General features: G+C 52.1%; 24 protein-coding genes, 2 tRNA genes and 1 riboswitch. Of the genes, 22 read left to right on the top strand and 4 right to left on the bottom strand.

Features of this window, described 5'->3' with window-relative positions; translation table 11 throughout:
• The first annotated feature begins 71 nt into the window (after positions 1-71).
• The 10 genes from EHW56_RS08885 (at position 72) to EHW56_RS08930 (ending at position 7199) form a co-directional block, all read left to right on the top strand.
• Positions 72-148 (top strand) — tRNA-Asp (locus EHW56_RS08885).
• A 146-nt stretch (positions 149-294) separates the two neighbouring features.
• A tRNA-Trp gene (locus EHW56_RS08890) sits at positions 295-371 on the top strand.
• Positions 372-824: 453 nt separating this feature from the next.
• Positions 825-1205, top strand: coding sequence for a fluoride efflux transporter CrcB (gene crcB / locus EHW56_RS08895; RefSeq protein WP_069586806.1), 381 nt, complete (start codon positions 825-827; stop codon positions 1203-1205).
• A gap of 56 nt (positions 1206-1261) precedes the next feature.
• Positions 1262-1361, top strand: a riboswitch (TPP riboswitch).
• 93 nt (positions 1362-1454) lie between these two features.
• Entirely contained in the window at positions 1455-3431 is a 1977-nt protein-coding gene (gene thiC / locus EHW56_RS08900; protein WP_152797244.1) for a phosphomethylpyrimidine synthase ThiC, read from the top strand.
• Entirely contained in the window at positions 3428-4096 is a 669-nt protein-coding gene (gene thiE / locus EHW56_RS08905) for a thiamine phosphate synthase (RefSeq protein WP_152797242.1), read from the top strand. The genes thiC and thiE overlap by 4 nt, the downstream gene beginning before the upstream one ends.
• A complete protein-coding gene (locus EHW56_RS08910; protein WP_152797241.1) occupies positions 4080-4847 on the top strand; it encodes a HesA/MoeB/ThiF family protein in 768 nt (255 codons plus the stop codon). Before thiE ends, EHW56_RS08910 begins: the two co-directional genes overlap by 17 nt.
• Positions 4831-5028: a sulfur carrier protein ThiS gene (gene thiS / locus EHW56_RS08915; RefSeq protein WP_046074603.1), complete on the top strand. Its 198-nt coding sequence runs from the start codon at positions 4831-4833 to the stop codon at positions 5026-5028. Before EHW56_RS08910 ends, thiS begins: the two co-directional genes overlap by 17 nt.
• Positions 5029-5030: 2 nt before the next feature.
• On the top strand, positions 5031-5804 hold the full coding sequence (locus EHW56_RS08920; RefSeq protein WP_152797239.1) for a thiazole synthase: 774 nt from the start codon (positions 5031-5033) through the stop codon (positions 5802-5804).
• On the top strand, positions 5804-6955 hold the full coding sequence (gene thiH, locus EHW56_RS08925) for a 2-iminoacetate synthase ThiH (protein ID WP_152797237.1): 1152 nt from the start codon (positions 5804-5806) through the stop codon (positions 6953-6955). The genes EHW56_RS08920 and thiH overlap by 1 nt, the downstream gene beginning before the upstream one ends.
• Before the next feature lie 13 nt (positions 6956-6968).
• Positions 6969-7199, top strand: coding sequence for a glutaredoxin family protein (locus tag EHW56_RS08930; RefSeq protein ID WP_069361819.1), 231 nt, complete (start codon positions 6969-6971; stop codon positions 7197-7199).
• A 53-nt stretch (positions 7200-7252) separates the two neighbouring features.
• Here EHW56_RS08930 and EHW56_RS08935 read toward each other — a convergent pair whose 3' ends face one another.
• Together EHW56_RS08935 and EHW56_RS08940 are read right to left on the bottom strand one after the other, a co-directional pair.
• Positions 7253-9040: an aminopeptidase P family protein gene (locus EHW56_RS08935; RefSeq protein ID WP_152797235.1), complete on the bottom strand. Its 1788-nt coding sequence runs from the start codon at positions 9038-9040 to the stop codon at positions 7253-7255.
• Between the two features lie 90 nt (positions 9041-9130).
• Positions 9131-10084 (bottom strand): LysR family transcriptional regulator, encoded by a 954-nt coding sequence (locus EHW56_RS08940; protein ID WP_152797233.1) that lies wholly within the window; start codon positions 10082-10084, stop codon positions 9131-9133.
• A 98-nt stretch (positions 10085-10182) separates the two neighbouring features.
• Between EHW56_RS08940 and EHW56_RS08945 the strand changes: the two genes are divergently transcribed.
• Both EHW56_RS08945 and EHW56_RS08950 read left to right on the top strand, forming a co-directional pair.
• Complete coding sequence (locus EHW56_RS08945; protein WP_077479574.1) at positions 10183-11388, top strand: multidrug effflux MFS transporter; 1206 nt, start codon at positions 10183-10185, stop codon at positions 11386-11388.
• Positions 11389-11596: 208 nt separating this feature from the next.
• Positions 11597-11890 carry a hypothetical protein gene (locus EHW56_RS08950; protein WP_069588237.1) on the top strand — a complete coding sequence of 98 codons (294 nt, stop codon included), beginning with the start codon at positions 11597-11599 and terminating at the stop codon, positions 11888-11890.
• Between the two features lie 65 nt (positions 11891-11955).
• On the opposite strand, the gene EHW56_RS08955 is transcribed toward EHW56_RS08950, so the two are convergent.
• Positions 11956-12867: a DMT family transporter gene (locus EHW56_RS08955; protein ID WP_077479573.1), complete on the bottom strand. Its 912-nt coding sequence runs from the start codon at positions 12865-12867 to the stop codon at positions 11956-11958.
• 133 nt (positions 12868-13000) lie between these two features.
• On the opposite strand from EHW56_RS08955, the gene rmuC reads away from it, so the two are divergent.
• The 9 genes from rmuC (at position 13001) to hemB (ending at position 20998) form a co-directional block, all read left to right on the top strand.
• On the top strand, positions 13001-14539 hold the full coding sequence (gene rmuC / locus EHW56_RS08960) for a DNA recombination protein RmuC (protein ID WP_077479572.1): 1539 nt from the start codon (positions 13001-13003) through the stop codon (positions 14537-14539).
• A 74-nt stretch (positions 14540-14613) separates the two neighbouring features.
• Positions 14614-15381, top strand: coding sequence for a bifunctional demethylmenaquinone methyltransferase/2-methoxy-6-polyprenyl-1,4-benzoquinol methylase UbiE (ubiE, locus tag EHW56_RS08965; protein ID WP_152797231.1), 768 nt, complete (start codon positions 14614-14616; stop codon positions 15379-15381).
• Positions 15382-15390: 9 nt separating this feature from the next.
• Positions 15391-16005 carry an SCP2 domain-containing protein gene (locus tag EHW56_RS08970; RefSeq protein WP_077578165.1) on the top strand — a complete coding sequence of 205 codons (615 nt, stop codon included), beginning with the start codon at positions 15391-15393 and terminating at the stop codon, positions 16003-16005.
• A complete protein-coding gene (gene ubiB / locus EHW56_RS08975; protein ID WP_046074592.1) occupies positions 16002-17648 on the top strand; it encodes a ubiquinone biosynthesis regulatory protein kinase UbiB in 1647 nt (548 codons plus the stop codon). The genes EHW56_RS08970 and ubiB overlap by 4 nt, the downstream gene beginning before the upstream one ends.
• Positions 17649-17701: 53 nt before the next feature.
• Positions 17702-17950, top strand: coding sequence for a Sec-independent protein translocase subunit TatA (gene tatA, locus EHW56_RS08980; protein ID WP_069361810.1), 249 nt, complete (start codon positions 17702-17704; stop codon positions 17948-17950).
• Positions 17951-17953: 3 nt separating this feature from the next.
• Positions 17954-18307 carry a Sec-independent protein translocase protein TatB gene (gene tatB, locus EHW56_RS08985; protein WP_172970064.1) on the top strand — a complete coding sequence of 118 codons (354 nt, stop codon included), beginning with the start codon at positions 17954-17956 and terminating at the stop codon, positions 18305-18307.
• A 38-nt stretch (positions 18308-18345) separates the two neighbouring features.
• Complete coding sequence (gene tatC, locus EHW56_RS08990) at positions 18346-19098, top strand: twin-arginine translocase subunit TatC (RefSeq protein WP_046074589.1); 753 nt, start codon at positions 18346-18348, stop codon at positions 19096-19098.
• Entirely contained in the window at positions 19095-19877 is a 783-nt protein-coding gene (locus EHW56_RS08995) for a TatD family hydrolase (RefSeq protein ID WP_046074588.1), read from the top strand. Before tatC ends, EHW56_RS08995 begins: the two co-directional genes overlap by 4 nt.
• Positions 19878-19945: 68 nt before the next feature.
• A complete protein-coding gene (gene hemB, locus EHW56_RS09000; protein ID WP_046074587.1) occupies positions 19946-20998 on the top strand; it encodes a porphobilinogen synthase in 1053 nt (350 codons plus the stop codon).
• Positions 20999-21071: 73 nt separating this feature from the next.
• Here the strand turns inward: hemB and asnC are convergent, their stop codons facing one another.
• Positions 21072-21533, bottom strand: a complete 462-nt coding sequence (asnC, locus tag EHW56_RS09005) for a transcriptional regulator AsnC (RefSeq protein WP_074213846.1) — start codon at positions 21531-21533, stop codon at positions 21072-21074.
• Between the two features lie 128 nt (positions 21534-21661).
• Here asnC and EHW56_RS09010 point away from each other — a divergent pair, with 128 nt between their 5' ends.
• A complete protein-coding gene (locus tag EHW56_RS09010; protein WP_370517168.1) occupies positions 21662-24811 on the top strand; it encodes an ABC transporter substrate binding protein in 3150 nt (1049 codons plus the stop codon).
• Positions 24812-24839: the final 28 nt, after the last annotated feature.

Raw genomic sequence — 24839 nt, forward strand, 5'->3', positions numbered from 1 at the left:
ACATCGCCAGGCTTTGATTACAATTGATTAAAGCCAAGAGATATAAGTCTTTAGTCATACAGAATTGGTGCGGAGTGGTAGTTCAGTTGGTTAGAATACCGGCCTGTCACGCCGGGGGTCGCGGGTTCGAGTCCCGTCCACTCCGCCACTACTTAGAAACCCTAGCTGAGAAGCTGGGGTTTTTTGTTATTGAGTCGTTGGGGTGATTTGCTTTATAAATAAGCGATTAAACGTCTGAAGAGTAATTGGTGGTGGTAATTTGTCGCGGGATCGCTACAATAGGCACCTATATACAGGGGTATAGCTCCAATTGGCAGAGCAGCGGATTCCAAATCCGCGTGTTGGGGGTTCGAATCCCTCTACCCCTGCCAAATACCAAAGCATCGACATTGTCGGTGCTTTTTTGTATGTGAATCATCAAGCTTCTCGTAATCCGATTAAGGGTAGATGTGAACATGCAAACTACAAAAGGCGTGTTGGGTACTGGGTCGCCAGCCCGGTTGAATCCCTCTACCCCTGCCAAATACCAAAGCATCGGCATCGTCGGTGCTTTTTTTGTATGTGAATCATCAAGCTTCTCGTAAGCCGATTAAGGGTAGATGTGAACATGCAATCTACACAAAAGCGTGTTGGGGGCTGGGTCGCCAGCCCGGTCGAATCCCTCTACCCCTGCCAAACATCAAAGCATCGACATTGTCGGTGCTTTTTTTGTATGTGACTCATTATGCTTCTAGCACCCCTAACCCTCTTCCCTTTTTCTTCCTCCTGTTTCTTGTTCACATGTCGCGGTATGATGACTTTTTACCAATCGAAAGGAGCACCCTGTGGTAAGCATATTGTGGGTAGGACTTGGTGGCGCATTAGGGGCGTCTTCGCGTTTTTTAGTTTCAGAGTGGAGCGTCGCGGTGTTTGGTCGAGGATTTCCCTACGGCACCCTAATGGTTAATGTGCTGGGATCATTAGCGATGGGTGTCTTTTTAGCGGCGATGAGCCAAGAACTGATTGCCCCAGTGCCTTGGCGTCAACTGATTGCGATTGGCTTTTTGGGCGCGTTCACCACCTTCTCGACCTTTTCAGTGGATACCTTGCTTCTTTTTCAACATGGTGAGACGGTGAAAGCCTTGTTAAACGTGGGTCTCAACCTTGCGTTGTGCTTAGGAGCGGCCGCGATGGGGGCTTGGTTGCTAGGACGCATTACTGGGTAGGTAAAAACATGCCATTACGTCGCTTGTTGTTGCGGCGGTGATTTCTTATACTGGCGTTGAACTTGTCGGAGTGCCAATTGGCTGAGACCACGTTAAGTGGGATCCGTTGAACCTGATCTGGTTAGTACCAGCGAAGGGAACAAGAGATGCATCAGATCACAGACCGTACGCGTCTGCCAGTTTGCTCACATCTCAATTCAGCGTTTTCCGGCAAGCATTAATTCCCATAATGAACACCGGAGTAATGCTATGTCGACCCGTAAACAGGCCCGTCTTGAGGCCAAATCTTTTATCGATTCCCTCTCTGCGCAAACCTACCCCAACTCGGAAAAAGTCTATGTCGAGGGATCGCGACCCGATATTCGCGTAGGGATGCGAGAAATCCATTTGTCTCCGACCTTTGTGGGTGGCAGTAAAGATAATCCGCAGTACGAAGCCAATGAATCCATTCGGGTTTATGACACATCAGGGCCTTATACTGACCCACAGAGTGCTATCGATATTTACCAAGGCTTAGCGCCAGTGCGCAAAGCCTGGATTGATGAGCGTGCCGATACAGAGTTTCTTGATGCAGTGAGCTCAGACTATGCGCAGACCCGCCTTAGTGATGAAACCTTAGATGATCTTCGCTTTAGTGCCTTACCGTCTATCCGTCGGGCAAAACCTAACCAATGTGTGACCCAACTTCACTACGCACGCCAAGGCATTATCACCCCAGAGATGGAATTTATCGCTATCCGGGAAAATATGGGACGTCAGCAGTATCGTGAAGAGCAGCTAAACCGCCAGCACCCAGGAGAAAGCTTTGGCGCGCATTTACCCTCAAACATCACTCCCGAATTTGTGCGCCAAGAAGTTGCTGAAGGGCGTGCGATTATTCCGGCCAACATTAACCACCCAGAAGCGGAGCCGATGATTATTGGGCGTAACTTTCTGGTGAAAGTGAATGCCAATATTGGTAACTCGGCGGTGAGCTCCTCCATTGAAGAAGAAACCGAAAAGTTGGTGTGGGCGACCCGTTGGGGCGCGGATACGGTGATGGATTTATCGACCGGACGCAATATCCACGAAACCCGCGAGTGGATTTTACGTAATAGCCCAGTCCCGATTGGCACCGTGCCTATGTATCAGGCGCTTGAGAAAGTGAATGGCATTGCCGAAGACCTGACTTGGGAAGTGATGCGCGATACCTTGATAGAGCAAGCCGAGCAAGGGGTCGACTACTTTACCATTCACGCTGGGGTGCGTTTGCACTATGTGCCCATGACTGCCAATCGCGTGACTGGGATTGTCTCGCGTGGTGGGTCGATTATCGCCAAATGGTGCTTGGCGCATCATCAAGAAAGCTTCCTCTATACCCATTTTCGTGAAATCTGCGAGATTTGTGCTGCCTATGATGTATCGCTGTCATTAGGCGATGGGTTACGTCCCGGCTCAGTAGCTGACGCGAACGACGAAGCCCAGTTCAGTGAGTTACGTACCCTGGGCGAGCTAACCAAGGTGGCATGGGAATACGATGTGCAGGTGATGATTGAAGGCCCCGGCCATGTGCCCATGCACATGATCAAAGAGAATATGGACGAGCAGCTCACCCATTGCCACGAAGCGCCCTTTTATACTTTAGGCCCGCTGACTACCGATATTGCGCCTGGTTACGACCACATCACCTCCGGGATTGGTGCGGCGATGATTGGCTGGTTTGGGTGTGCGATGCTTTGCTATGTCACGCCCAAAGAACATCTGGGTCTGCCCAATAAAGAGGATGTTAAAACTGGGCTTATCACTTACAAGTTGTGTGCGCACGCCGCCGACTTAGCCAAAGGACATCCGGGCGCGCAGGTGCGAGATAACGCCATTTCCAAAGCGCGCTTTGAATTTCGCTGGGAAGATCAGTTTAACCTTGCATTAGATCCAGTGACGGCGCGTGCTTATCACGATGAAACACTGCCTCAAGAGTCGGGCAAGGTCGCGCATTTTTGCTCCATGTGTGGGCCAAAATTCTGCTCTATGAAGATCAGCCAAGAAGTCCGCGATTATGCCAAAGAAAATGGCTATGCCGCTGCGGGCGAAGCGATTGATGTCACCATGCTGGAAGACCCGTTAGCAGGCATGCAGCAAAAATCGCAAGAGTTTCGAGCAAAGGGCAGTGAGCTCTACCTGCAAAAATCCCATCATTCGTCACAACAAGGCGCTGAGGTAGCGGACAGCGATAAGGTGGAGTCATGAGCCTGACCCCGTTTGCATCTATGTCTGAAGGTATAGGCCCATTATATCCGGTGGTAGACGATGTGGACTTGCTCGAACGCTTGCTTTGCTTGGGGGTGAAAACCGTGCAACTGCGTGTGAAGCAGCCGGGACATCCCCAATTGGCAGACTGGGTACAGCGTGCGGTGGCGTTGGGCCGCGCGCACTATGCCCAGGTGTTTATCAACGATCACTGGCAGCTTGCGCTTGAAGCTGGCGCCTATGGCGTTCATCTGGGCCAGCAAGACATACAAGAGGCGGATCTTGACCGGCTCGCACGACAAGGCGTGCGCCTTGGCGTATCGACACGCAGTCCCGAACAACTTGCTGCAGCGATTGCGCTCTCGCCCAGTTATCTTGCCATCGGCCATATTTTTCCCACTACCACCAAACAGCTCGCCGAGCCGCCGCAAGGCATTTCTGCGTTAGCGCAGCAGGTGGCGACTGTGGATGGCCGCTTCCCGACGGTGGCGATTGGCGGTATTGATCTCAACCGAGCCCCTGACGTTTGGCGCACTGGCGTGGACGCCATTGCGGTGGTCCGTGCCGTGACGCAAGCGCCTGATTTAGCGGCGCGCATTGACGCATTTGACCGCTGTCTTAATCCATCCAGACAACAAGGAGGGCGTGATGCTATCGGACAGTGAATACCTGCGTTATAGCCGGCAAATCATGCTGCCAGAAGTTGGAGAGTGCGGGCAGCAGGCACTTAGCAAGGCGCGTGTGTTAATGGTCGGTGCCGGTGGGCTTGGAACCACCGCGGGCCTCTATCTTGCAGGCGCTGGCGTGGGTCAGTTAGCGATTGCTGACTCGGACCACATTGAGCTATCTAACTTGGCGCGTCAGGTGGCGTATCGGGAGGCGCAAATCGGCACCGATAAAGCCGCGTCGCTAGCCGCTAACTTGGTCGCGCTGAATCCACATTGCCAGTGCCGAGCCATCAATGCCTATCTAGAAGGTGAGCGTCTGGCGCTCGAAGTAGCGATGGCGGATGTGGTCCTTGATTGCAGTGATAATCTCGCCACTCGCCATGCAGTCAATCAAGCCTGTGTAGAGGCTGGTACGCCGTTGGTGAGCGCAGCGGCGATCGGTTGGCAAGGCCAGTTATTGGTTTATCAACCGCATAGCGCATGTTATGCGTGCGCCTTCGCAGACGTGACGCTTTCTGAACCCACACGCTGTGCAGAATCCGGGGTAATGGGACCTGTGGTCGGCATGATGGCCACCGCGCAAGCGCTGGAAGGAATAAAGCTGTTATTAGGGCAGGCGGTCGGGACCAATCGCTTGTCACGACTGGATGGACAAACCATGACATGGCAGCACTTTTCGCTGCCCGTGGATCCGCATTGTGCGGTTTGTCAGCCTAAGCGGGAGGTAAGCGATGCAGTTAACCATTAATGACACGCCGACAGAGGTCAATGCCACGACCGTCGCGCAATTGATTGAGGAGATGAAGGTGCCAGCCGAGTCGGTCGCAGTGGCGCTAAATCAGACCATTATTGCGCGTGATGCTTGGTCATCCACGTCACTTACCGCTGGCGATAGCTTGGCGGTCTTTCAAGCGATTGCCGGAGGATAATCATGTTAACCATTGCGGATACGACGTTTTCATCTCGACTGTTAACCGGCACCGGCAAGTTTGCTAGTCGCAAGACCATGGCCGAGTCACTGGCGGCCAGTGGTACTGAACTGGTCACCATGGCGCTAAAGCGAGTCGATGTCCATGCCATACAAGATGATATTTTAACCCCGCTGCGCGAGCTCGGTGTGCACCTGCTGCCCAATACCTCGGGGGCGAAGAATGCGCAAGAAGCGGTCTTTGCCGCGCGTCTTGCTCGAGAAGCATTGGGAACGCACTGGGTGAAGTTGGAAATTCACCCCGACTCCAAATATTTGATGCCTGACCCGATTGAAACCCTTCAAGCGGCGAAAACCCTTGTGGATGAGGGGTTTGCGGTGCTGCCGTATTGCCATGCTGACCCTGTGCTGTGTAAGCGTTTGGAAGAGGTGGGGTGCGCGGCGGTGATGCCTCTTGGGTCACCGATTGGCTCCAACCAAGGACTGGCCTCAATGGCGTTTCTCGACATCATTATCGAGCAAGCCCGTGTGCCGGTGATCATTGATGCTGGCATTGGCGCACCGTCAGATGCGGCGTTAGCGATGGAGCGCGGCGCTGATGCCGTCTTGGTGAACACCGCGATTGCCACCGCTGGCGATCCGATTGCCATGGGCGCGGCGTTCAAACAAGCGGTTGAAGCCGGACGATGTGCGTATCGCGCTGGGCTGGCGGGCACACAAAATCACGCCCACGCTTCTAGCCCCTTAACCGCGTTTCTTGACGCTAAGGAGGCGTGATGAGTTTTTCTGAGCGGTGGGCGGCACTCGATTGGGATCATCATCGGCTTTCGATTTACAGCAAAACGCGTCAAGATGTTGAGCGGGCGTTGGCCAAGTCATCGCGTAATTTGGACGACTTCGCCGCCCTGATCAGCCCTGCCGCTGAAGGATATCTCGAGGTCATGGCTCAGCAATCTGCGGCGCTGACGCGGCAGCGGTTTGGCTACACCATGGGGTTTTACATTCCGCTGTATCTCTCCAATTTGTGCGCCAACGTGTGTACTTATTGCGGTTTTTCGATGGAAAACCGAATCAAACGGCGCACGCTGGATGAAGCCGAGATCGCCGCCGAGTGTGAAGCGATCAAAAAAATGGGCTTTGACAGTGTGCTCTTGGTGACCGGTGAGCATGAAACCAAGGTAGGGCTCGAGTATTTTCTCCGCGCCTTACCGGTGGTGAAGCAATACTTTCATCATGTGGCGATGGAGGTGCAGCCGCTAGATACCGAGGCGTATCGCGCCTTGGTGGCACAAGGTGTGGATGCGGTGATGGTGTACCAAGAAACCTACCACGCTCCAACCTATGGGGAACACCACAAGCGCGGGAATAAAACCGACTTTCACTACCGGTTGCAAACCCCAGATAGGTTGGCACAAGCAGGGGTCGATAAGATCGGCTTGGGCGCCTTGATTGGCCTAGAGGACTGGCGTACCGACAGCTTTTTTACCGCCCAGCATCTGCATTATTTGGAAAAGCAATACTGGCAAAGCCGCTATTCGCTATCTTTTCCGCGCTTACGTCCTTGCGCGGGCGCGCTGCAGCCGAAATCGGTGATGACGGATAAGCAGCTGGTTCAGCTGATTTGTGCCTATCGGTTGTGGAATCCGCAGGTGGAGCTGTCGCTATCGACACGTGAGTCACCGCACTTTCGCGACAATGTGTTACCGCTTGGGGTCACGAGCTTATCCGCGGCGTCAAAAACCCAACCGGGCGGCTACGCGAACCCGGAGCCACAATTGGAGCAGTTTGCTATCAGTGATGAGCGCAGCGCGGCAGAGGTAGCCGCCAGCGTTCGTGCGCTCGGTTTTGAGGTGGTGTGGAAAGATTGGGATAACATCTACGATATCGCGCGTCAGGCGCAAATGGCTTCACAAACGGCAGCGGGTTAGCGACAATGCGGGCATGAAACGTATTACTGTATATGTAGGTCCGCGCTGTCCTCACTGTGAGGCGGCCAAAGCTTACTTGGATAAAAAAGGGCTGCGTTATCGTGTTGTCGATACGGCCACGCCCAAAGGCAAGAAGCTGCTGGCGGCAACTGGCTCGCGGGGTGTCCCGGTGATTTGCATTGGCGATACGACTTTGCGCGGCTTTTCTCCCAAAGCGGTCGAGAAAGCCCTGAAAGGGGAATAAAAAAAGCGTCCAATCGGACGCTTTTTGTTTTTCATACTCGGTGAAGACGCGACTTAACGACTTAACGGCGCGGTCGCTTGTTTTAACCAAGCTTGGTCTTGATCATCGAGGTGGGGACTGATTTCATCCCACACGGTTTGATGATAGCGATTCCACCACTGGATTTCCGCCTCGCTGAGTAAGCTCACATCGACCAAACGACGATCGATCGGTGCACGCGTGAGTGAGGCAAACCCGAGCATCGTCATGTCGCCCTCGGTGGGCTTTTCTTCAATCAACTCGAGGTTTTCAATCCGGATCCCAAACGCGTCGGCGCGATAGTAGCCCGGCTCGTTTGATACCACCATGCCCGGCAATAGCGCGACGCTATTGGGCGCTTTGGAAATGCGCTGCGGGCCTTCGTGCACGTCCAAGAAATGCCCGACACCGTGACCGGTGCCATGGTCAAAATCATAGCCGTGTTGCCACAAATACTGGCGTGCTAAGGCATCAAGCTGGCTGCCTGAGGTGCCTTTCGGGAACAGCGCGGTCGCTAACGCAATATGCCCTTTAAGCACCAGCGTGAAGGCCTTTTTGATCTCAGCGCTGCACTCGCCCACTGGCACGGTACGGGTGATGTCGGTGGTGCCGTCATAGTATTGACCGCCTGAGTCGACCAAGTAGACGTTGTTGCTCTCAATCACGCTCGGTTTGGGCTGATTGTTGTGGTTATAGTGACACATGGCCGCATTGCCACCGGCGGCGGAAATGGTATCAAAGCTTAAGTCGACCAGTTGATCGTCTTGTTGGCGGAATTGATACAGGGTGTCTGCGAGCACGGCTTCATCAGGGCGTTCACCGGCGTCGACTTGACGGTCAAACCAGGCCAAAAAGCGAGTCACGGCAACACCATCGCGCACGTGACAGGCACGCATACCGGCGATTTCTTGCGGGTTCTTGGCCGCTTTTTCAAGCGCACATGGGTCTTGCGCTTCCACCACAGTGACTTGCGCTTGTTGGAGGGTGTCCAGTGTCCACGCATTGGCACCGTTTGGGTCGACCAATACACGTTGACCGCTCAGCGCTTGCAGGGCATCAACCAGACTATCAGGGTGCGCGACGCTCACGCCTTGGCCTACGTGAGCAGCAAAGCCTTCGGGGAGACGGTCAGGGTCGATAAACACCGTCACGTCACCGGATTGCTTGATAATCGCTTGGGTCAGTACCACGGGCAAACGTGGGATATCGCGACCACGGATATTGAGCAGCCAACAGACGGCATCGGGTTGAGTGAGTACCGCGGCATCAAGATTCTGATCGGCTAACTGCTGGCCAATGGTTTGACGCTTATCCAAGCTGGCGCGGCCGGTTTTCTCTTCACCCAGTAAAATAGCAGGGCTATTAAGCGGGGCGGGGCGATCGTCCCACAAGCTTTCAATCGGGTTTTGCTCCACACTCACCAGTGTCAAAGCCCCATCCAACGCGCGTTGAGTGCGTTTGTACCAAGCAGCGCTATGCATGCGAGCGTCGATAGCCAGCTTGGCACCTTTTGGCAATTGTTGCTGGGCCCATTGTACCGGTGGCTCATCAATCAGGTGGCAGTAGTCAAACAAGCCGGCGGGGACTTGCTTACGGACTTGAACCACATAGCGGCCATCAACAAAAATTGCTGCCTTGTCGCGGGTGATCACCGCAGCGCCTGCTGAGCCGGTAAAGCCGGTCGCCCAGTGAAGGCGTTCGTTGTGCTCAGGCACATACTCACCGAGGTATTCGTCTTCATGGGGGATGAGTAGGGCGTCATAATCGTGTTGAGCCAGCCAGTGTCTTAGCTGCTCAATACGCTTGGTAAGGGTCGCGTCCATTATTCTTCCTTCTTTGTATGGGGTGAACTTGCCATGTTCGGCCACGCGTAAAAAACCAGTGGGTTAGACCCTAGCGCGATTGGCGATAGGCTACAATTTTGCTGGGCTAAATTGCTGACAGCGTGAAATAATCAAGGCTTTCAGCCATTGGTGCCCCGGGTCATTTTCTTGATTTTGATGCCAAAACAAGGTGTACGCCATCGGCGGTATTGGCGTCGGTAACGGCCTTACCACCAAATTGAGCGACGCGGCAATATAATGCGCAAACTGGCTTGGTGAAGTAAACACCAGGTCGGTATAGGTACACAGGCTCGCCGCACTGTTGAAATCTGGCACGTACATGGCAATGTCACGCTCAATATTACGCTCTGCCAGTTTATAGTCCAACAGCCAGCGGTCATTCCCATCACACTTCACCTGTACATGTCGCAGTCCAAGGTAACGCGCTTCATCCCATGGACCCTTGAGTGCCGGGTGATCAGCGCGCATCAATACACACTGGTGATCTTGGCAAAGCTCTTGGTAGCGTACGCCTTTGGGCGGCATCATGGTCAGCATGGCATCGGCGGGATTTAAATCTTTACCGGTAATGCCAAAGTCGATATTGCCTCGCGCAAGCCCATCAAAGGTGGTTTGATCCCAAGCGGCGGTATTAAGGGTGATAGCTGGGGCCGCTTCTAGCATATCGCCAATAAACTGTGGCAGTAGCAATGGATAGGCGCTCTCGACGAGGGCAAAGCGAAAACAGCGATCGCTTAAGTGCGGCTGAAAGTGATCCGGCTCGGTCATCGCCGCAACATCATTGAGTAAAGCGCGTAATTTGGCCTGTAAGGCTTGCGCTCGAACGGTGGGTTTGAGCCCGTGGGCCGCTCGCGTAAAAAGCGGGTCGTTAAATTGCGCTCTAAGTCGGGCTAAGTTTTTACTCACTGCCGATTGGCTTAAATGCAGCCGTTTTGCCGCGCCCGTGACATTACACTCTTCCAACAATACATGTAAGCACACCAATAAATTAAGGTCGGTGCGCTGCAGCTGGTCCAAATCCATTACAGGTATTCTCCTTGGGAATAACTGCTTTTACTATAAACCATTATGGTTCATATCCTGAAGCCACTATACTGCGTGCCTGTATAGAGGAGTAACCAATGTCACACACTGATTCACCGACATCGAATCGCTTACTGGTCGCCTTAATGGTGTTACTGGTGCTGTTTAGCCCGATGGCGATTGATATTTATTTACCGGCGTTGCCGCATATGGCGGGAGACTTTAACGTTAACCCGACGCTGGTACAGGATACCATCACTTGGTTTATGTTTAGCTTAGGCTTAGGTCAGCTGTTCGCTGGCCCGTTGGCTGATCGCTTTGGTCGCAAACCTGTAGCCGTCATTGGCATACTGCTCTATGGACTGAGCTCTTTGATGGCGTGGCTCGCCACCTCGATGGATATGATGCTGGTGGCGCGTTTGCTACAAGGTTTTGGCGCGTGCGCGACTTCCGTGTGTGCATTTGCAGCGGTGCGTGACAGATTCGGTGCAGAGCGCAGCGGCCACATGATTAGCTATCTTAATGGCGCGATTTGCTTTGTTCCTGCCTTGGCGCCGCTATTGGGGAGCTGGCTTACCCAAGTCTTTGACTGGCGCGCTAACTTCACCTTTATGCTCGGTTATGCGGTATTAGGGTTGGTATTAGTGATGGTCTTTTTGCCCGAGACACGCCCTGCGCACACGGACACTTCGGGTCGCCTATTTAGCGTACGCCGTTATTGGCAAGTGCTACGTGTACCAACATTTACCTACCACATCATCCTTTGCATGCTGGCTATGGCGGTGATCTTAGCGTATGTCACCTCCGCGCCTGTATTGCTGATGGATAGGTACGGTATTTCCATGAACAGTTTCACTTTTTGGTTTGGTGCCAACGCGGCATTAAACATTGCCGCGGCGATGCTAGCACCACGCTACATGCAAAAATTTGGTAGCCGCCGTGCGCTCAATATTGGCTTGATGATGCTGGTAGGCTCGGGTGGGCTGATGCTGGCATTAAGCTCTATTGCGACGCCTTGGGCCTTTATGTTGCCGATTTTTACCTCGTCATTTGGCTTTGCTTGGGTGTTAGGCGCGTCAGCCGGCGCCGCTTTAGCCCCATTTTCTGACCGTGCTGGCACAGCGGCAGCCTTATTGGGATTGTTCCAAATGAGTGGTGCAGGGCTTTTGGTCAGCTTAACCCAGCGCTTGGGGTTATCGGCCAGCGATCTGATGACCGTACATATGTGGCTCTTGTTGCCTGGCCTCGTGATTTTGTGGTCCCCAGTTGGGAAGCAATGGCATGCAGCAACGGTAAAACAGTAAGAAAATCAATAAAAACAACGTCTCAGTTGGCAAAGTATAATAAGACGTGAAAAACGCAGGGGTCTCGACAACCCATCATCCCTTTTCGCTGGCTTCGGCCAGCGTTTTTTTATTTTGCTAAAAGTGCGTGGTTCGGAGTATATTTACTAAGCAAATCGAATTAACGCTCATTCCTTTTCGTTTTTATCTCAAAGGTCAGTTACACACTATGTCATTATCGACAATCGAAATGGCGCGCGTCCTCGAACAACTTGAGGAATCGCCAGAAAAAATCATGTTTGGCAAATTACTGCAAGAATTAGGTAGCCAAAGTGAAGAGCGTGTACGCAGTGCTGCACGTCAAGTGCCACTGAAATACTTGCGTGAACTGGTTTACCAATTTAATTCTGTGATTGAAGAGCGCCGTTCTGAGCGCATTGAAGAAATCACCCAAGGCTTACTGCAAGATGGTCTTTCTGCTGACGAGCTCTATCAGTACATGACACAGCGTAAAGTTGGCTAACCCCTAGTCCACACTGTGTGATTGTGGCGCCCATAAGGTGACGCCACTGAGCTTTACATGAATGACTATGACGACGCACTGGCAGCGGACGGTTTGTCACGCTTGCCTGTGCGCTGTTGAATTAATAATCCCACCACAATACACATCAAACCAATTAAAGTGCTTAGATGAATGGTCTCACCAATAATGGTGGCGAGTAATAGCAGTGAAATAAACGGTGATATAAATATCAGATTACTGATCCGAGAGGTATTCTGAGTATATTTCATCGCGCTCAGCCACAGCATAAATGTCACGCCCATTTCAAAAAGACCAACGTAACTCACGGCGAGCCACCCTTGCCATGGAATGCCTTGCCACGATGCGGTTAGCCCCGCCAAAGTAAGAGAAATGGGTAGCGAAAGGACAAAGCTTAATAATATCCCGACTACAGGATCGGCAGCGTTTTTAGTATTTAATATCCAGTAGCCTGCCCATAGTAGTGTCGATAATAATGCCAACCCAATCCCCAATGGGCTATCAAATTGCAGCGAAAATAGTTGTCCCTTGGTGGCAATAATTACCACGCCGAAATACCCCAATGCCGCAGCAATCCAATCTTGACGACGAATCGTCTGCCCTAAGAAAAGCGCTGCCATCAACGTTAAGGTAATGGCCCAGCTGTAATTTAAAGGCTGCGCTAATGAGGCAGGTAATAGATCGTACGCCTTAAATAGGACTAAGTAATAAATCAGTGGATTGACGAGTCCTAATACAAGGTAGTAACCCGGTCGCGCGCGAAAGGTTGGCCAGATGGCGCCCAACTTGCCTTGGAGCGTAGCAATGGCGAGTAGGATCACCACAGAGACGACACTGGCGGCGGCCAGCATCTGTATGGGCGACATATAGCGTAGCGTTATCTTAAATGCGGTGGCGACGGTCGACCAAAGTAAGACGGCTGATAGGGCGAATATCAGCGCCTTGCGTTCATCATGCATGCTGCGTCCTTGCGATTATGCCAGTGTTTTTAGGCAGTCTACGGGATCCCGTGTCTCTGAGATAGACTGGACATTTATCCAGTGTGCGATTAGCCTTTGCTGACATAACTGACTGTAAAATAGAGACCTCGCTATGCTGGATGGCTTGTCGTTAACCTCATTGCATTTTATTGCGTTTTTACTCGGGGCGGGCGGTACCTGTGTGCTCGGTTATGCGGTGCATCGACGCGTGCTCGCGCAATACCAACATTGGTATCAGGCGCAGCAAGATCAGCAGCAAATAGCCTTTGAGGCACAACGCGAACACTGGCAACAACAACAGGCACATCAACAGCAAGAGCTGGATAACCTGGATGTTGAGCGCGACCGCTTGAGTCAAGAGCTACGCCACTATTACGGCAAGCTCACGTCGGCAGCTGAAAAATTGCGACAGTTGGAGCAGCTGCGGCAACATAACCAAAGTTTGGAGCAAAAACTTGATAGCTTGCGGGATGAAAAGGCCGAATTACTGGCTGAGCTTCGTGAAGTGAAAGCGAGCGCAGAACAACAATTACACGCCGCGCAAGAAAAACAAGCATTGCTCGAAAATGCAGAGGAACGCTTACGCGCCCAATTCGAACAGCTTGCCAATCAAGTGTTTGAACAAAAAGTTCACTCCGTCGATGAGCAAAATAAAATGAGTCTCGAGACATTACTTGGGCCGCTGAAATCGCAACTGGAAGGGTTTAAAAAGCAAGTGACTGACAGTTTTGGCGAACAAGCCAAAGAGCGTCATACCCTGATTCATGAAATCAAAAATCTGCAGCAATTAAACGCAGATATGACCCGCGAAGCCCATAACCTGACCCAAGCCCTTAAAGGGGATAACAAACAGCAAGGCAACTGGGGCGAAGTGGTATTGGCGCGTGTGTTAGAAGAATCTGGCTTGCGTGAAGGACACGAATACCATACTCAAGTGAACCTTGAGAATGAGCAAGGCAAACGCTATCAACCAGACGTGATTGTCAAACTGCCGCAAGACAAAGATGTGGTGATCGATGCCAAGATGGCATTGGTGGCCTACGAGCGTTATTACAATGCGGAGTCCATTGTTGAGCAAGATGCGGCTTTGAAAGAGCATGTGCAAGCGATCCGTGCCCACATCCGTGGCCTTGGACGCAAAGACTATCACCAATTGCATGGCGTGAAGACGCTGGATTATGTGTTGATGTTTATCCCTGTGGAGCCTGCCTTCCAAATTGCCATTGAAGCCGATCCGAGTCTGATTCGTGAGGCGATGGATAACAATATTATGTTAGTCAGCCCCACCACCTTGCTGGTGGCGTTACGTACCATCAATAACCTTTGGCGCTACGAATACCAAAACCAGAACGCCAAACAGATTGCAGAGAAAGCCAGTAAGCTCTACGACAAGGTGCGTTTATTTGTCAGCGACATGGAAGGGTTGGGGAGCGCATTGGGTAAAGCGAACGACAGTTATCATGGCGCGATGAATAAGCTCAGCCAAGGTCGAGGCAATATTCTTCGCCAAGCCGAGGGCTTTAAAGCCCTTGGCGTCGAGGTAAAGCGCGATATCAGTCCAGCACTTGCGAATGCGGCATTAACTTCTTTTTCTCCCCAAGGCGCAGACGAAGACGATCCGGTGTCTGACATTTCGTCTGTGAACAAATAGAAGAAACTTGGTCCCGCGCTTGGAGTCCGGATGGGCGATAAAGTAAACTAGGGCCAACACGTTAGGGGATTAACATGACAGATAAACAAACGCATCAGGACCAAGAGACCATCGACTTTGGCTTTCAGCAAGTTAAACGCCAAGAAAAAGAAAGCATGGTAGCCAATGTATTTCACTCGGTGGCCGCAAAATATGATCTGATGAACGACGTCATGTCGATGGGCATCCATCGGATATGGAAGCGTTTTACCATTGACTGCAGTGGCGTGCGCGCAGGGCAGAAAGTCCTCGACTTAGCCGGAGGAACGGGCGATCTGACCGCCAAATTCTCGCGTCTGGTCGGCGAGAGCGGTGAAGTGGTACTCGCCGATATCAATAATTCCATGCTGAAAGTGGGCCGAGACAAACTGCGTGATAAAGGCATTGTAGGCAATGTCAGTTACGTACAAGCGAACGCAGAAGCGTTGCCATTTCCCGATGATCACTTTGACTGTATCACCATCGCGTTTGGCCTGCGCAATGTCACCGATAAAGATGCGGCCTTGCGTTCGATGTTCCGTGTGCTCAAACCGGGGGGACGTCTGTTGGTGTTGGAGTTTTCCAAACCAGTCGTCGCGCCGCTTTCCAAAGTGTATGACGCCTACTCATTCCACGTCTTGCCGAAAATGGGCCAGCTTATTGTCAACGATCCAGATAGCTACCGCTACTTGGCCGAGTCGATTCGCATGCACCCTGATCAAGAAACATTAAAAGGAATGATGGAACAAGCCGGGTTTGAACAAACCAGCTACTACAACCTGACGGGTGGGATCGTGGCGCTGCACCGTGGATATAAATTCTAAGGAGCCAACATGGCACTTGATTCACTGTTGTGCGCGGCCCTGGAAACAGCGCTCAATGCTGTGATTGCTAAAGACGCCGACAGCCAGCGTCGCCTTGCTCGGCTAAAAGGGCGTTGTATCGGAGTCACTCTACAAGAGCTTGATCGCCAACTGATTTTTGTCTTCGGCCAACGTATTGATGTACTTAGCCATTACGAAGGTGAATGCGACGCGGCGCTATCGTTGTCACTGTCAGCACTGCCACAGCTACAGCAAAAAGCAAACTTAACCGCCTTAATCAAAGCGGATAAACTCACGCTGGAGGGGGATATCGATGTCGCCCAGCAGTTTTCTCAGTTGCTCAGTGGTATCGAACTAGACGTGGCAGAGTGGCTGGCACCTTACACCGGCGATGTGATTGCGCATACGGTGGTGAGTCAGGCGCAGCAGCGCTGGCAGCAATTGCAGCAATTGGCTCAACGGCAACAGCGCTATGCAGGAGAGGTGATTACGGAAGAATGGCGCTTAGCGCCTGGGCCATTAGAAGTGGCGTCATACAGTGACCAAGTGGACGAGCTGCGCAGCGATGTCGCGCGGTTGGAAGCCAGGTTTAAGCAGTTGGTAGAACGGGTGGAGTCTGCATGACACTCAATGAAATTCGTCGCTTGTATTTTATCATCCGTACCTTACTGCTTTATGGTGTGGATGCTTTACTCCCCAAACAACCCTTAACACGGCTGGCGCACCTTGGCCGCCAATCATTGTTTTGGCTGAAGAATCAGCACCCAGATAAGCCTGTAGGGGAGCGACTGCGTTTGGCGCTGCAAAGCTTGGGCCCGGTATGGGTGAAGCTTGGACAAATGATGTCGACGCGTCGTGATCTATTCCCCGCCGATATCGCCAACGAGCTGGCACAGTTGCAAGATAAAGTCGCACCCTTTGATGGCCACAAAGCCAAAGCGCAAATCGAAGCCTCGTTAGGCGGCCCGTTAGAAACCTGGTTTAGCGACTTTGACCCCCATCCACTCGCCTCTGCGTCGATCGCGCAAGTGCACACCGCTACGCTCAAATCGAATGGGCGTGAAGTGGTGCTGAAGGTGATCCGCCCCGATATTTTGCCAGTGATCCAAGCTGACTTGCGCTTGATGTATCGTGTGGCACGGCTGGTGGCGCGTTTTCTGCCTGATGCGCGTCGCTTAAAACCGGTCGAAGTGATCCGCGAGTACGAAAAAACCTTGCTCGATGAGCTGGATTTGATGCGTGAAGCGGCCAATACCATTCAGCTGCGCCGTAATTTTGAAAACGACCCGGCGCTGTATGTGCCCGAAGTGTTCAGTGACTACTGCCGCAAAGACGTGATGGTGTCTGAGCGAATCTATGGCATTCAAGTGTCGGATATCGAGGCGCTGGAAGCCAATGGCACTGACATGAAATTGCTGGCCGAGCGTGGGGTTGAGGTCTTCTTTACCCAGGTATTCCGAGACAGCTTTTTCCATGCGGATATGCATCCAGGCAATGTCTTTGTTTCCTACGAGCACCCGCATGATCCGCAGTGGATTGGGCTTGATTGCGGGATTGTCGGCACCCTTAATCGCGACGATAAACGCTATTTGGCAGAAAACTTTATCGCCTTTTTTAACCGCGATTACCGTAAAGTGGCGGAGCTGCATGTTGACTCTGGCTGGGTGCCGCACGACACCAACGTGGATGATTTTGAGTTTGCCATTCGCACCGTGTGTGAGCCCATTTTCGAAAAGCCATTGTGCGAAATCTCGTTCGGTAATGTTTTATTAAACCTATTTAACACCGCGCGCCGGTTTAATATGGAAGTGCAGCCACAGCTGGTGTTGTTGCAAAAAACCTTGCTCTACATTGAAGGGCTTGGGCGTCAGCTCTATCCGCAACTAGATTTGTGGACCACGGCGAAGCCATTTTTAGAGTCGTGGATGAAACAGCAAGTGGGGCCGCAAGCTGTCTGGGCGGCGGTGCGTGAAAAGGCACCGTTTTGGGCGGAAAAACTCCCCGAGATCCCAGAACTGGTGTACGACGGCTTACGGCAAGGTCGTCAGGTCAATCAGCGTTTAGAAGCCTATTATCACGGTTACTTGCAGACCAAACAGCGTCACTCGCGCGCCACTTATATGCTCGGGATTGGTGCGACGTTACTGCTGACGGCGACCATTTTGTTTGCCAACCGAGTCGAGACCTTACCGAGTGTCGCCGCTGCAGGTGCGGTTATCTTTTGGTTGTGGGGCTGGCGACTTTGTAATAAAACCTGTAATAAATAGCAGTTACACTGCTGCGCACATCAAGTTAACCAAATGGAAGAAAGGGAACCGGTATGGGTGGAATTAGTATTTGGCAGTTGCTGATCATTGCGGTGATTGTGGTGTTGTTATTTGGCACTAAGAAGCTGCGCAACATGGGCGGCGATCTTGGCTCGGCGGTCAAAGGCTTTAAAAAAGCGATGAACGATGACGACGCAAAGACCACTGACAAAGATGCGGATTTTCAGCAGCAGTCATTGGATAGCAGCGATAGCGACGCGTCGAAAAAAGAGCAAGCACGCAAAGATAAAGAGCAGGTGTAAGCCGTGTTTGATATTGGTTTCTGGGAGCTAGTGCTGATTGCCATTATCGGCCTCGTGGTGCTTGGCCCGGAGCGATTACCGGTCGCGATACGCAATGTGTCGCGCTGGGTGGGGGCGGCGAAACGGATGGCAGGATCTGTCCGTGATGAGCTTGAGCAAGAGCTCAAACTCAAAGAGCTCCAGGACAACTTACATAAGGCCGAACAAGCGGGGATGAAAGATTTGTCACCTGAGCTACAAGATTCGGTCGACACCCTACGTCAACGCGCGGCGGATGTACAACGCCCTTATGCAGCATCGCCTTCTTCTCATCACCCCGATGAAGGCGACGATGCGCCATCAACGGATAAGCGATAACGAGTCAGACGCTTTATGTTTTCGGTGAACAAACCACTATGTCTTCTGTGAACGATACTCAGCCCCTTATCAGCCACTTGATGGAGCTTCGTAACCGCCTGCTTCGCGCAATTATCGCCATCTTAGTGGTCTTTGCCTGCTTGGTGTATTTTGCCAATGATATTTACAGCCTGATAGCCCAGCCGCTGATCGACAAATTGCCCGAAGGGGCGAGCATGATCGCTACGGATGTCGCGTCTCCCTTCTTTACCCCAATTAAGCTGACTTTGGTCATATCCGTCTTCGTCGCCATCCCTGTGGTGCTATATCAAATCTGGGCGTTCGTTGCTCCCGGCCTGTATAAGCATGAACAGCGGTTAGTGATGCCGCTTTTGGTGTCGAGTTCGTTGCTGTTCTACGCGGGCGTGGCATTTGCGTACTGGGTGGTGCTGCCATTGGTGTTTGGCTTTTTCACGTCTATTGCGCCAGAAGGGGTGCAAGTGGCAACGGATATTGCCAGTTATCTCGACTTTATCTTGGCGCTCTTTCTCGCCTTTGGCATTGCCTTTGAGATCCCTATCGCGATTATACTGCTGGTTTGGACAGGGGCGACCACGGCACAAAGCTTAACCCGCAAGCGGCCCTATGTGGTAGTGGCTGCGTTTGTGGTGGGGATGATGCTGACGCCACCGGATATGATTTCACAAACCTTGCTGGCCATTCCCATGTGCTTGCTGTTCGAGTTGGGCGTGGTGCTATCGCGCTTTTATGTCCCACGTGAGAAATCAGAATCCGAGGAGGCCAGTGAATGATCGATATTGGTGTTAACCTGACAAGCACACGGTTTGATCAAGACAGAGAGACCGTGGTGGCTGATGCCAAACAGGCGGGCGTCACGGGCATGATTCTGACCGGCACCAGTATCGATGAGAGCCAAGCAGCCGCCGCGCTTGCGAGCTCTTATCCTGGTTTTGCCTATGCCACGGCGGGTGTTCACCCGCATGATGCCAAATCGGTCGAGGCGACAGATTTAAGCGCGATTCAGCAATTAGCGCAGCGTCCCGAGGTGGTCGCAATCGGTGAGTGTGGGCTTGATTTTAATCGGGACTTTTCGCCGCGGCCACAACAAGAAGCGGTCTTTGAGGCGCAGCTTGCGCTAGCGGCTGAGCTTTCAATGCCGGTGTTTATGCACTGTCGTGATGCCCACGATCGCTGGTTCGCCATTTTGCGTCCATGGCTCGACAAACTGCCCGCGGCGGTGCTGCATTGTTTTACTGGCGATGACCGCGCGCTGCGCGATTGCCTCGATGTCGGTTTATATATAGGGGTAACGGGATGGCTATGCGACGAGCGCCGCGGACAGCAGCTTCAGCAGCAGGTAAGCTGGTTGCCCGATGACAGGTTGATGATAGAAACCGATGCGCCGTATTTACAGCCTCGCGATATACGGCCGCGACCTAAACGCAGTCGTAATGAGCCGAAATACTTGCCCCATATCGCCCAAACAGTGGCACGATTACGTCAACAGCCTGTCGAACATATTATTGATTGCACAATAAAAAACACTCAGCGCTGCTTTTCTATTCAGTGACTGGGTGAACACTACACGAGGCAGTTCGCTGCCCCAAAGCCCAGGTCTGCAACTTAAAGGAGGATACAGTGACCGTATCCATTCAAGGCGCCTTTCCTGCTCGACGCCTGCGTCGTACACGCAAAACTGACTTTAGCCGCCGTATGGTGGCGGAACATTCATTGTCCGCAAGCGATTTGATTTACCCAATCTTCGTGCTCATGGGTAAGAATCGTCGTGAGCCAGTGGCATCTATGCCCGGCATCGAGCGACTCTCGATTGATTTATTGCTCCATGAAGCGGATTACCTTGCCAAGCTGGGTGTCCCTGCTATTGCGCTCTTTCCTGTGATCCCGAAAGAGTTTAAAACCAGTTGTGCCTCGGAGGCATTTAACCCTGAAGGGTTAGTGCCACGCGCGGTGCGCTTACTCAAAGAGCATGTGCCGCAAATGGGCGTGATCACCGATGTGGCACTAGACCCTTACACCGTGCACGGCCAAGACGGGATCATTGATGAAGACGGCTATGTGATGAACGAGCCCACCACCGAGGTACTGATCAAACAAGCCCTATCTCATGCCGAAGCGGGCGTCGATATTGTCGCGCCTTCTGACATGATGGATGGACGGATTGGTCGTATCCGTGAGGCATTGGAAGCCAATGGTCATATCAATACCCAGATCATGGCGTACTCTGCCAAGTATGCGTCCAATTACTACGGCCCGTTTCGCGATGCATTAGGCTCGGCGGCGAATCTGAAAGGCGGTAACAAGGCCAACTATCAAATGGATCCGGCCAACAGTGATGAAGCCTTGCACGAAGTGGCGATGGATATTGCTGAAGGGGCGGATACCGTGATGGTTAAACCCGGGATGCCGTATTTGGATGTGGTACGCCGGGTAAAAAATGAGCTTAAGGTGCCAACCTTTGCTTACCAAGTATCGGGTGAATATGCGATGCACAAAGCGGCAATCGATAATGGTTGGCTAAAAGAGCGCGAGACGGTGATGGAATCACTATTGTGCTTTAAGCGAGCGGGGGCAGATGGGATCCTGACTTACTTTGCTAAGCAAGTGGCCGAGTGGTTAGCGGAAGACGCTGGCGCTACTTTGCCTCCCAGACCGGAAGAGACGGTCGGTTAACTCTCCTTTTATGACAGCGCCCTTGCCCCGAGCAAGGGCGTTTTTTAGCCTGCCCAGTATAACCCCACAAAAGTCAAGGGATCACATTGCGGTTAATGGGGTTCTGTAGTGAGATCAGTGTTTCGGTGGATTGCACTTCGTCGATGGCTTGTAGCTTGTCAATCAACACAAACTGTAATTCTTCGATAGAGCGACACATGAGCTTAACGAAAATATTATAGGCCCCCGTGGTGTAGTAGGCTTCTACCACCTCGTCGAGCTGATTGAGTTTGTCTAGCGCCGAGTGGTAATCCCGCGCCGCTTTAAGGTTGATGCCGATAAAACAGCACACGTCGTAGCCGAGTTTTTTGGTATTGACCAATATTTCCGTGCCTTCGATGATGCCCGCGGCTTTCATTTTCTCAACCCGCACGTGAACTGTGGCGGGACTGACATTAAAGCGCTTGGCCATTTCTGCGTAGGGGACGCGTGCGTCATCCAACAGGGTAGAGAGAATACGACGATCTAGGTCATCTAATTTTGGCAACTCGTTCATTGTTTTAGTCTTTTTGTTATAGCATGGCCAGACTTTTCGTTAACGCGGTTGCTTAGCCACTTCGTTAACGCCTAATGTAGGGTATCGCGTTGTTTAGCAAGATACCAACAAACCAACAGGAAGGGGATGTGGGGATCAGATACATTTTCGGTGGTTTATTACTGCTTATCGCCAGTAGCGTCAATGCCGCACAAAAAGATGTGCTGGTGGTGCATTCCTATCATCCTGGCTTCTTTTGGAATCAGGCGTTGGTTGAAGGGTTGGAAACGGCGACACAAGGCGAAGAGATCGCCTTCCAGCATTCCTACCTAGAAAGTAAACGCTACCAATCGGATGCCTATCGCGAACAGCTTAAAGATGTTTATATCCATAAACTGACCAACCATGATTTTGATGCCATTCTCACCACGGATAATGCCGCACTCTGGCTCATCCATGAGCTGCATGAATACGTGGGAGAGACACCGGTCGTCTATGCGGGGCTCAATAACTTTGGTCGCCAACACTACCCCTTGTTGCCCAAGGTCACTGGGGTAAAAGAAGAAATAGACTTACCGCGCAACTTGTCGTTAATGAAGCGCTTACACCCAGATTTAAAGCGGGTGTACGTACTGCTCGATGAGACCTTTTCCAGTCGTCAGTATTGGAATGTGGTGAAGGCTCAGCTGAGAAACGATGGTAACGCGGGTGTTGAGGTTGTCAGGCTATCTAGCCTCTCTTTCCAAGCGTTGCATGACCGCATTCAAGCGATGCAGCCGGGCGAGGCGGTATATTATTTATCCTACTTTCGCGATAAAAATGGCACCTTTCTCGATAGGCTCAGTGGCATCAACTCACTGATCCAAAACGCGCCCGTGCCAATTTATGGTGCGATGAGCTTTATGCTGGGTCAGGGCGTGATCGGGGGCATTGTCATCGATGGAAAAACTCAAGGTCAGCACCAAGGTCAGCTGCTGTTGGATGTACTGGCAGGCAAGCTTCCTCCTGAGCGAGACAGTACTAACCTGATGTTATTCGATTACCCGGCGCTGAAAGATTGGGGCGTGGATGTGAGCGCCATCGAAGACGCTGTGGTGATCAATAAGCCTCAGCCGCTGTGGCTAAAGCACCAAGTTGCGTTTCAAGCCGTGGCATTGGCGGTGTTGGTATTGGGAAGCGTGATTGCCATGCTCGGTGCCAATATTCGCCAGTTACGCCGCAGTGAGTCAGCGTTAAAGCGCCACCGAGCGATGCTTAAAGGCATTTTTGATCAAAGTAACCAGTTTATTGCGCTGTTGGATGAGAACGGGATCTTGGTCTCAGGCAATGCCAGTTTTAACCAATTAATCAGCGTGAGTCACCCTTATCGTGGGCGGCCTTTATGGTTTTGGCCGATTTGGCGTAACCCCGCCCGCCTGGAGGAGTACCTCAAGCTCACCGATTTCTCCCAGCCTCGACGGTTTGAGCTTTGCCTCAGTGAAGCGCATCGTGAGGTGATCTTGGATGTAGCGGTCAAGGGGTTTCCCAGCGAAAATGGCCAACGGCGCGTCCTGTTAGAGGCCCGTGATATTACCCAGCGCAAACAAACCGAAGAGAAGCTACAACGAAGCGAAATTGAATACCGCATGTTGTATGAACAGCAACCTGTGATCCTATTAACCATTGATTACCAAGCACGTATTCAATCGCTCAATCAGTATGCCGCTGATCTGTTTGGTTATGACAAAGCCGCCTTATTAGGGCACAAGATCACCACTTTATATGTCGAGCATCAAGTGCCTCCCCATCGAATGATTAAACGCGATCACAACAACCAAGAGCAGGTATGGCGGCGTGAGATCCCGTATCGTGCCGGCAATGGTCATACCTTGTGGGTGCGTGAAACCGTGCGCGCGATGCATAATCAGACGCAATTGCTGGTGGTGGGCGAAGACATCACTGCGCATCGAGAAATGGAAAACCAGCTGACTTATCAAGCCCATCACGACTACTTAACAGGGCTGTATAATCGTAGCTATTTTGAGCAAAAGCTCGCCGCCGCGCTGTTACAAGCGCGAGAGGAAGATCAGTGTCACGCGATGTACTACATCGATATGGATCAATTTAAGCTGATTAACGACACCGCCGGACATGAAGCAGGGGACGAGGCGCTCAAACAAGTGGCGCAGATTATCCAGCAACATCTGCCAACAGGGGCGGTCTTATCGCGACTCGGGGGCGATGAATTTGGAGTGATTGCCTATCATCACTCGGCCGAACGCGCGCTGACTTGGGGGCACCAACTCCTGGCAATCTTGGCGGACAGTGAGTTTTTCTGGCACGGCAGTCGCATGCGCTTGGCGTGTTCGTTGGGGATTCGTCTTCTGGATCGTACCGCCGGCTCGCCGCAGCAGGTACACGCGCAAGCGGATACCGCCTGCTATGCCGCCAAAGACGAAGGGCGTAACCGTTTACACCTTTATCATCCGGATGATGAGGAGCTGCAACGCCGTGAGCAAGAAATGGCGTATGTCAGCCACATCCATGATGCCATTGCTCACGACCGCTTTGATATCTATGCACAGCAGATTGTCGATATCCGACCAGGTAGACAAGATACGCTCTACATCGAGGCGTTGGTGCGGATGCGCGATACCCAAGGCGGTTGGTTGCCGCCCAGCATGTTTATCCCAGCAGCCGAGCGCTACAATATGGCACATCAACTCGACACTGTGGTGGTGACCAAAACGCTGGCGTGGTTTGATGCTCACCCGGATCAGATTGCCAAGCTGGGTAAAATCTCGATTAACCTGTCGGGACGGTCAATCACCCAAAAAGATTTTGTCACCTTCTTAATCGCCGCGATTAAGCAAACCCAAGTGCCTAGCGAGTGCATCTGTCTGGAGATCACTGAAACCGCGGCGATTACCAACATGAGCAGTGCTATCGAGCTTTTCTCGCAGCTAAAAGCCTTGGGGTGTGTGATTGCCTTGGACGACTTTGGCGCGGGCATTTCGTCGTTTGGTTATTTGAAGCGCTTGCCTGTCGACATCATTAAAATCGATGGCCAATTTATCCGCGATATCGCCACCGATGACACCGATTACGCGATGGTGAAAGCAATCAATGAGTTGGCTAAACAAATGGGGAAACAAACCGTGGCGGAGTTTGTCGAGAACGCCGATATTCTCAATAAACTACGCGCGCTGGATGTGGATTATGCCCAAGGCTATCACTTTAGCGTACCCGCGCCCTTAGGCGAGCAGGTAAAAAATTGGTCGACGCGTCGAGAGACGATAAAGGAAAAAATCCATCTCTGATATACTCGGCGCATAACCAGCCGCGGAG

The sequence above is a fragment of the Salinivibrio sp. VGrn1 genome (assembly GCF_009377995.1).
Taxonomy (GTDB): domain Bacteria; phylum Pseudomonadota; class Gammaproteobacteria; order Enterobacterales; family Vibrionaceae; genus Salinivibrio; species Salinivibrio siamensis.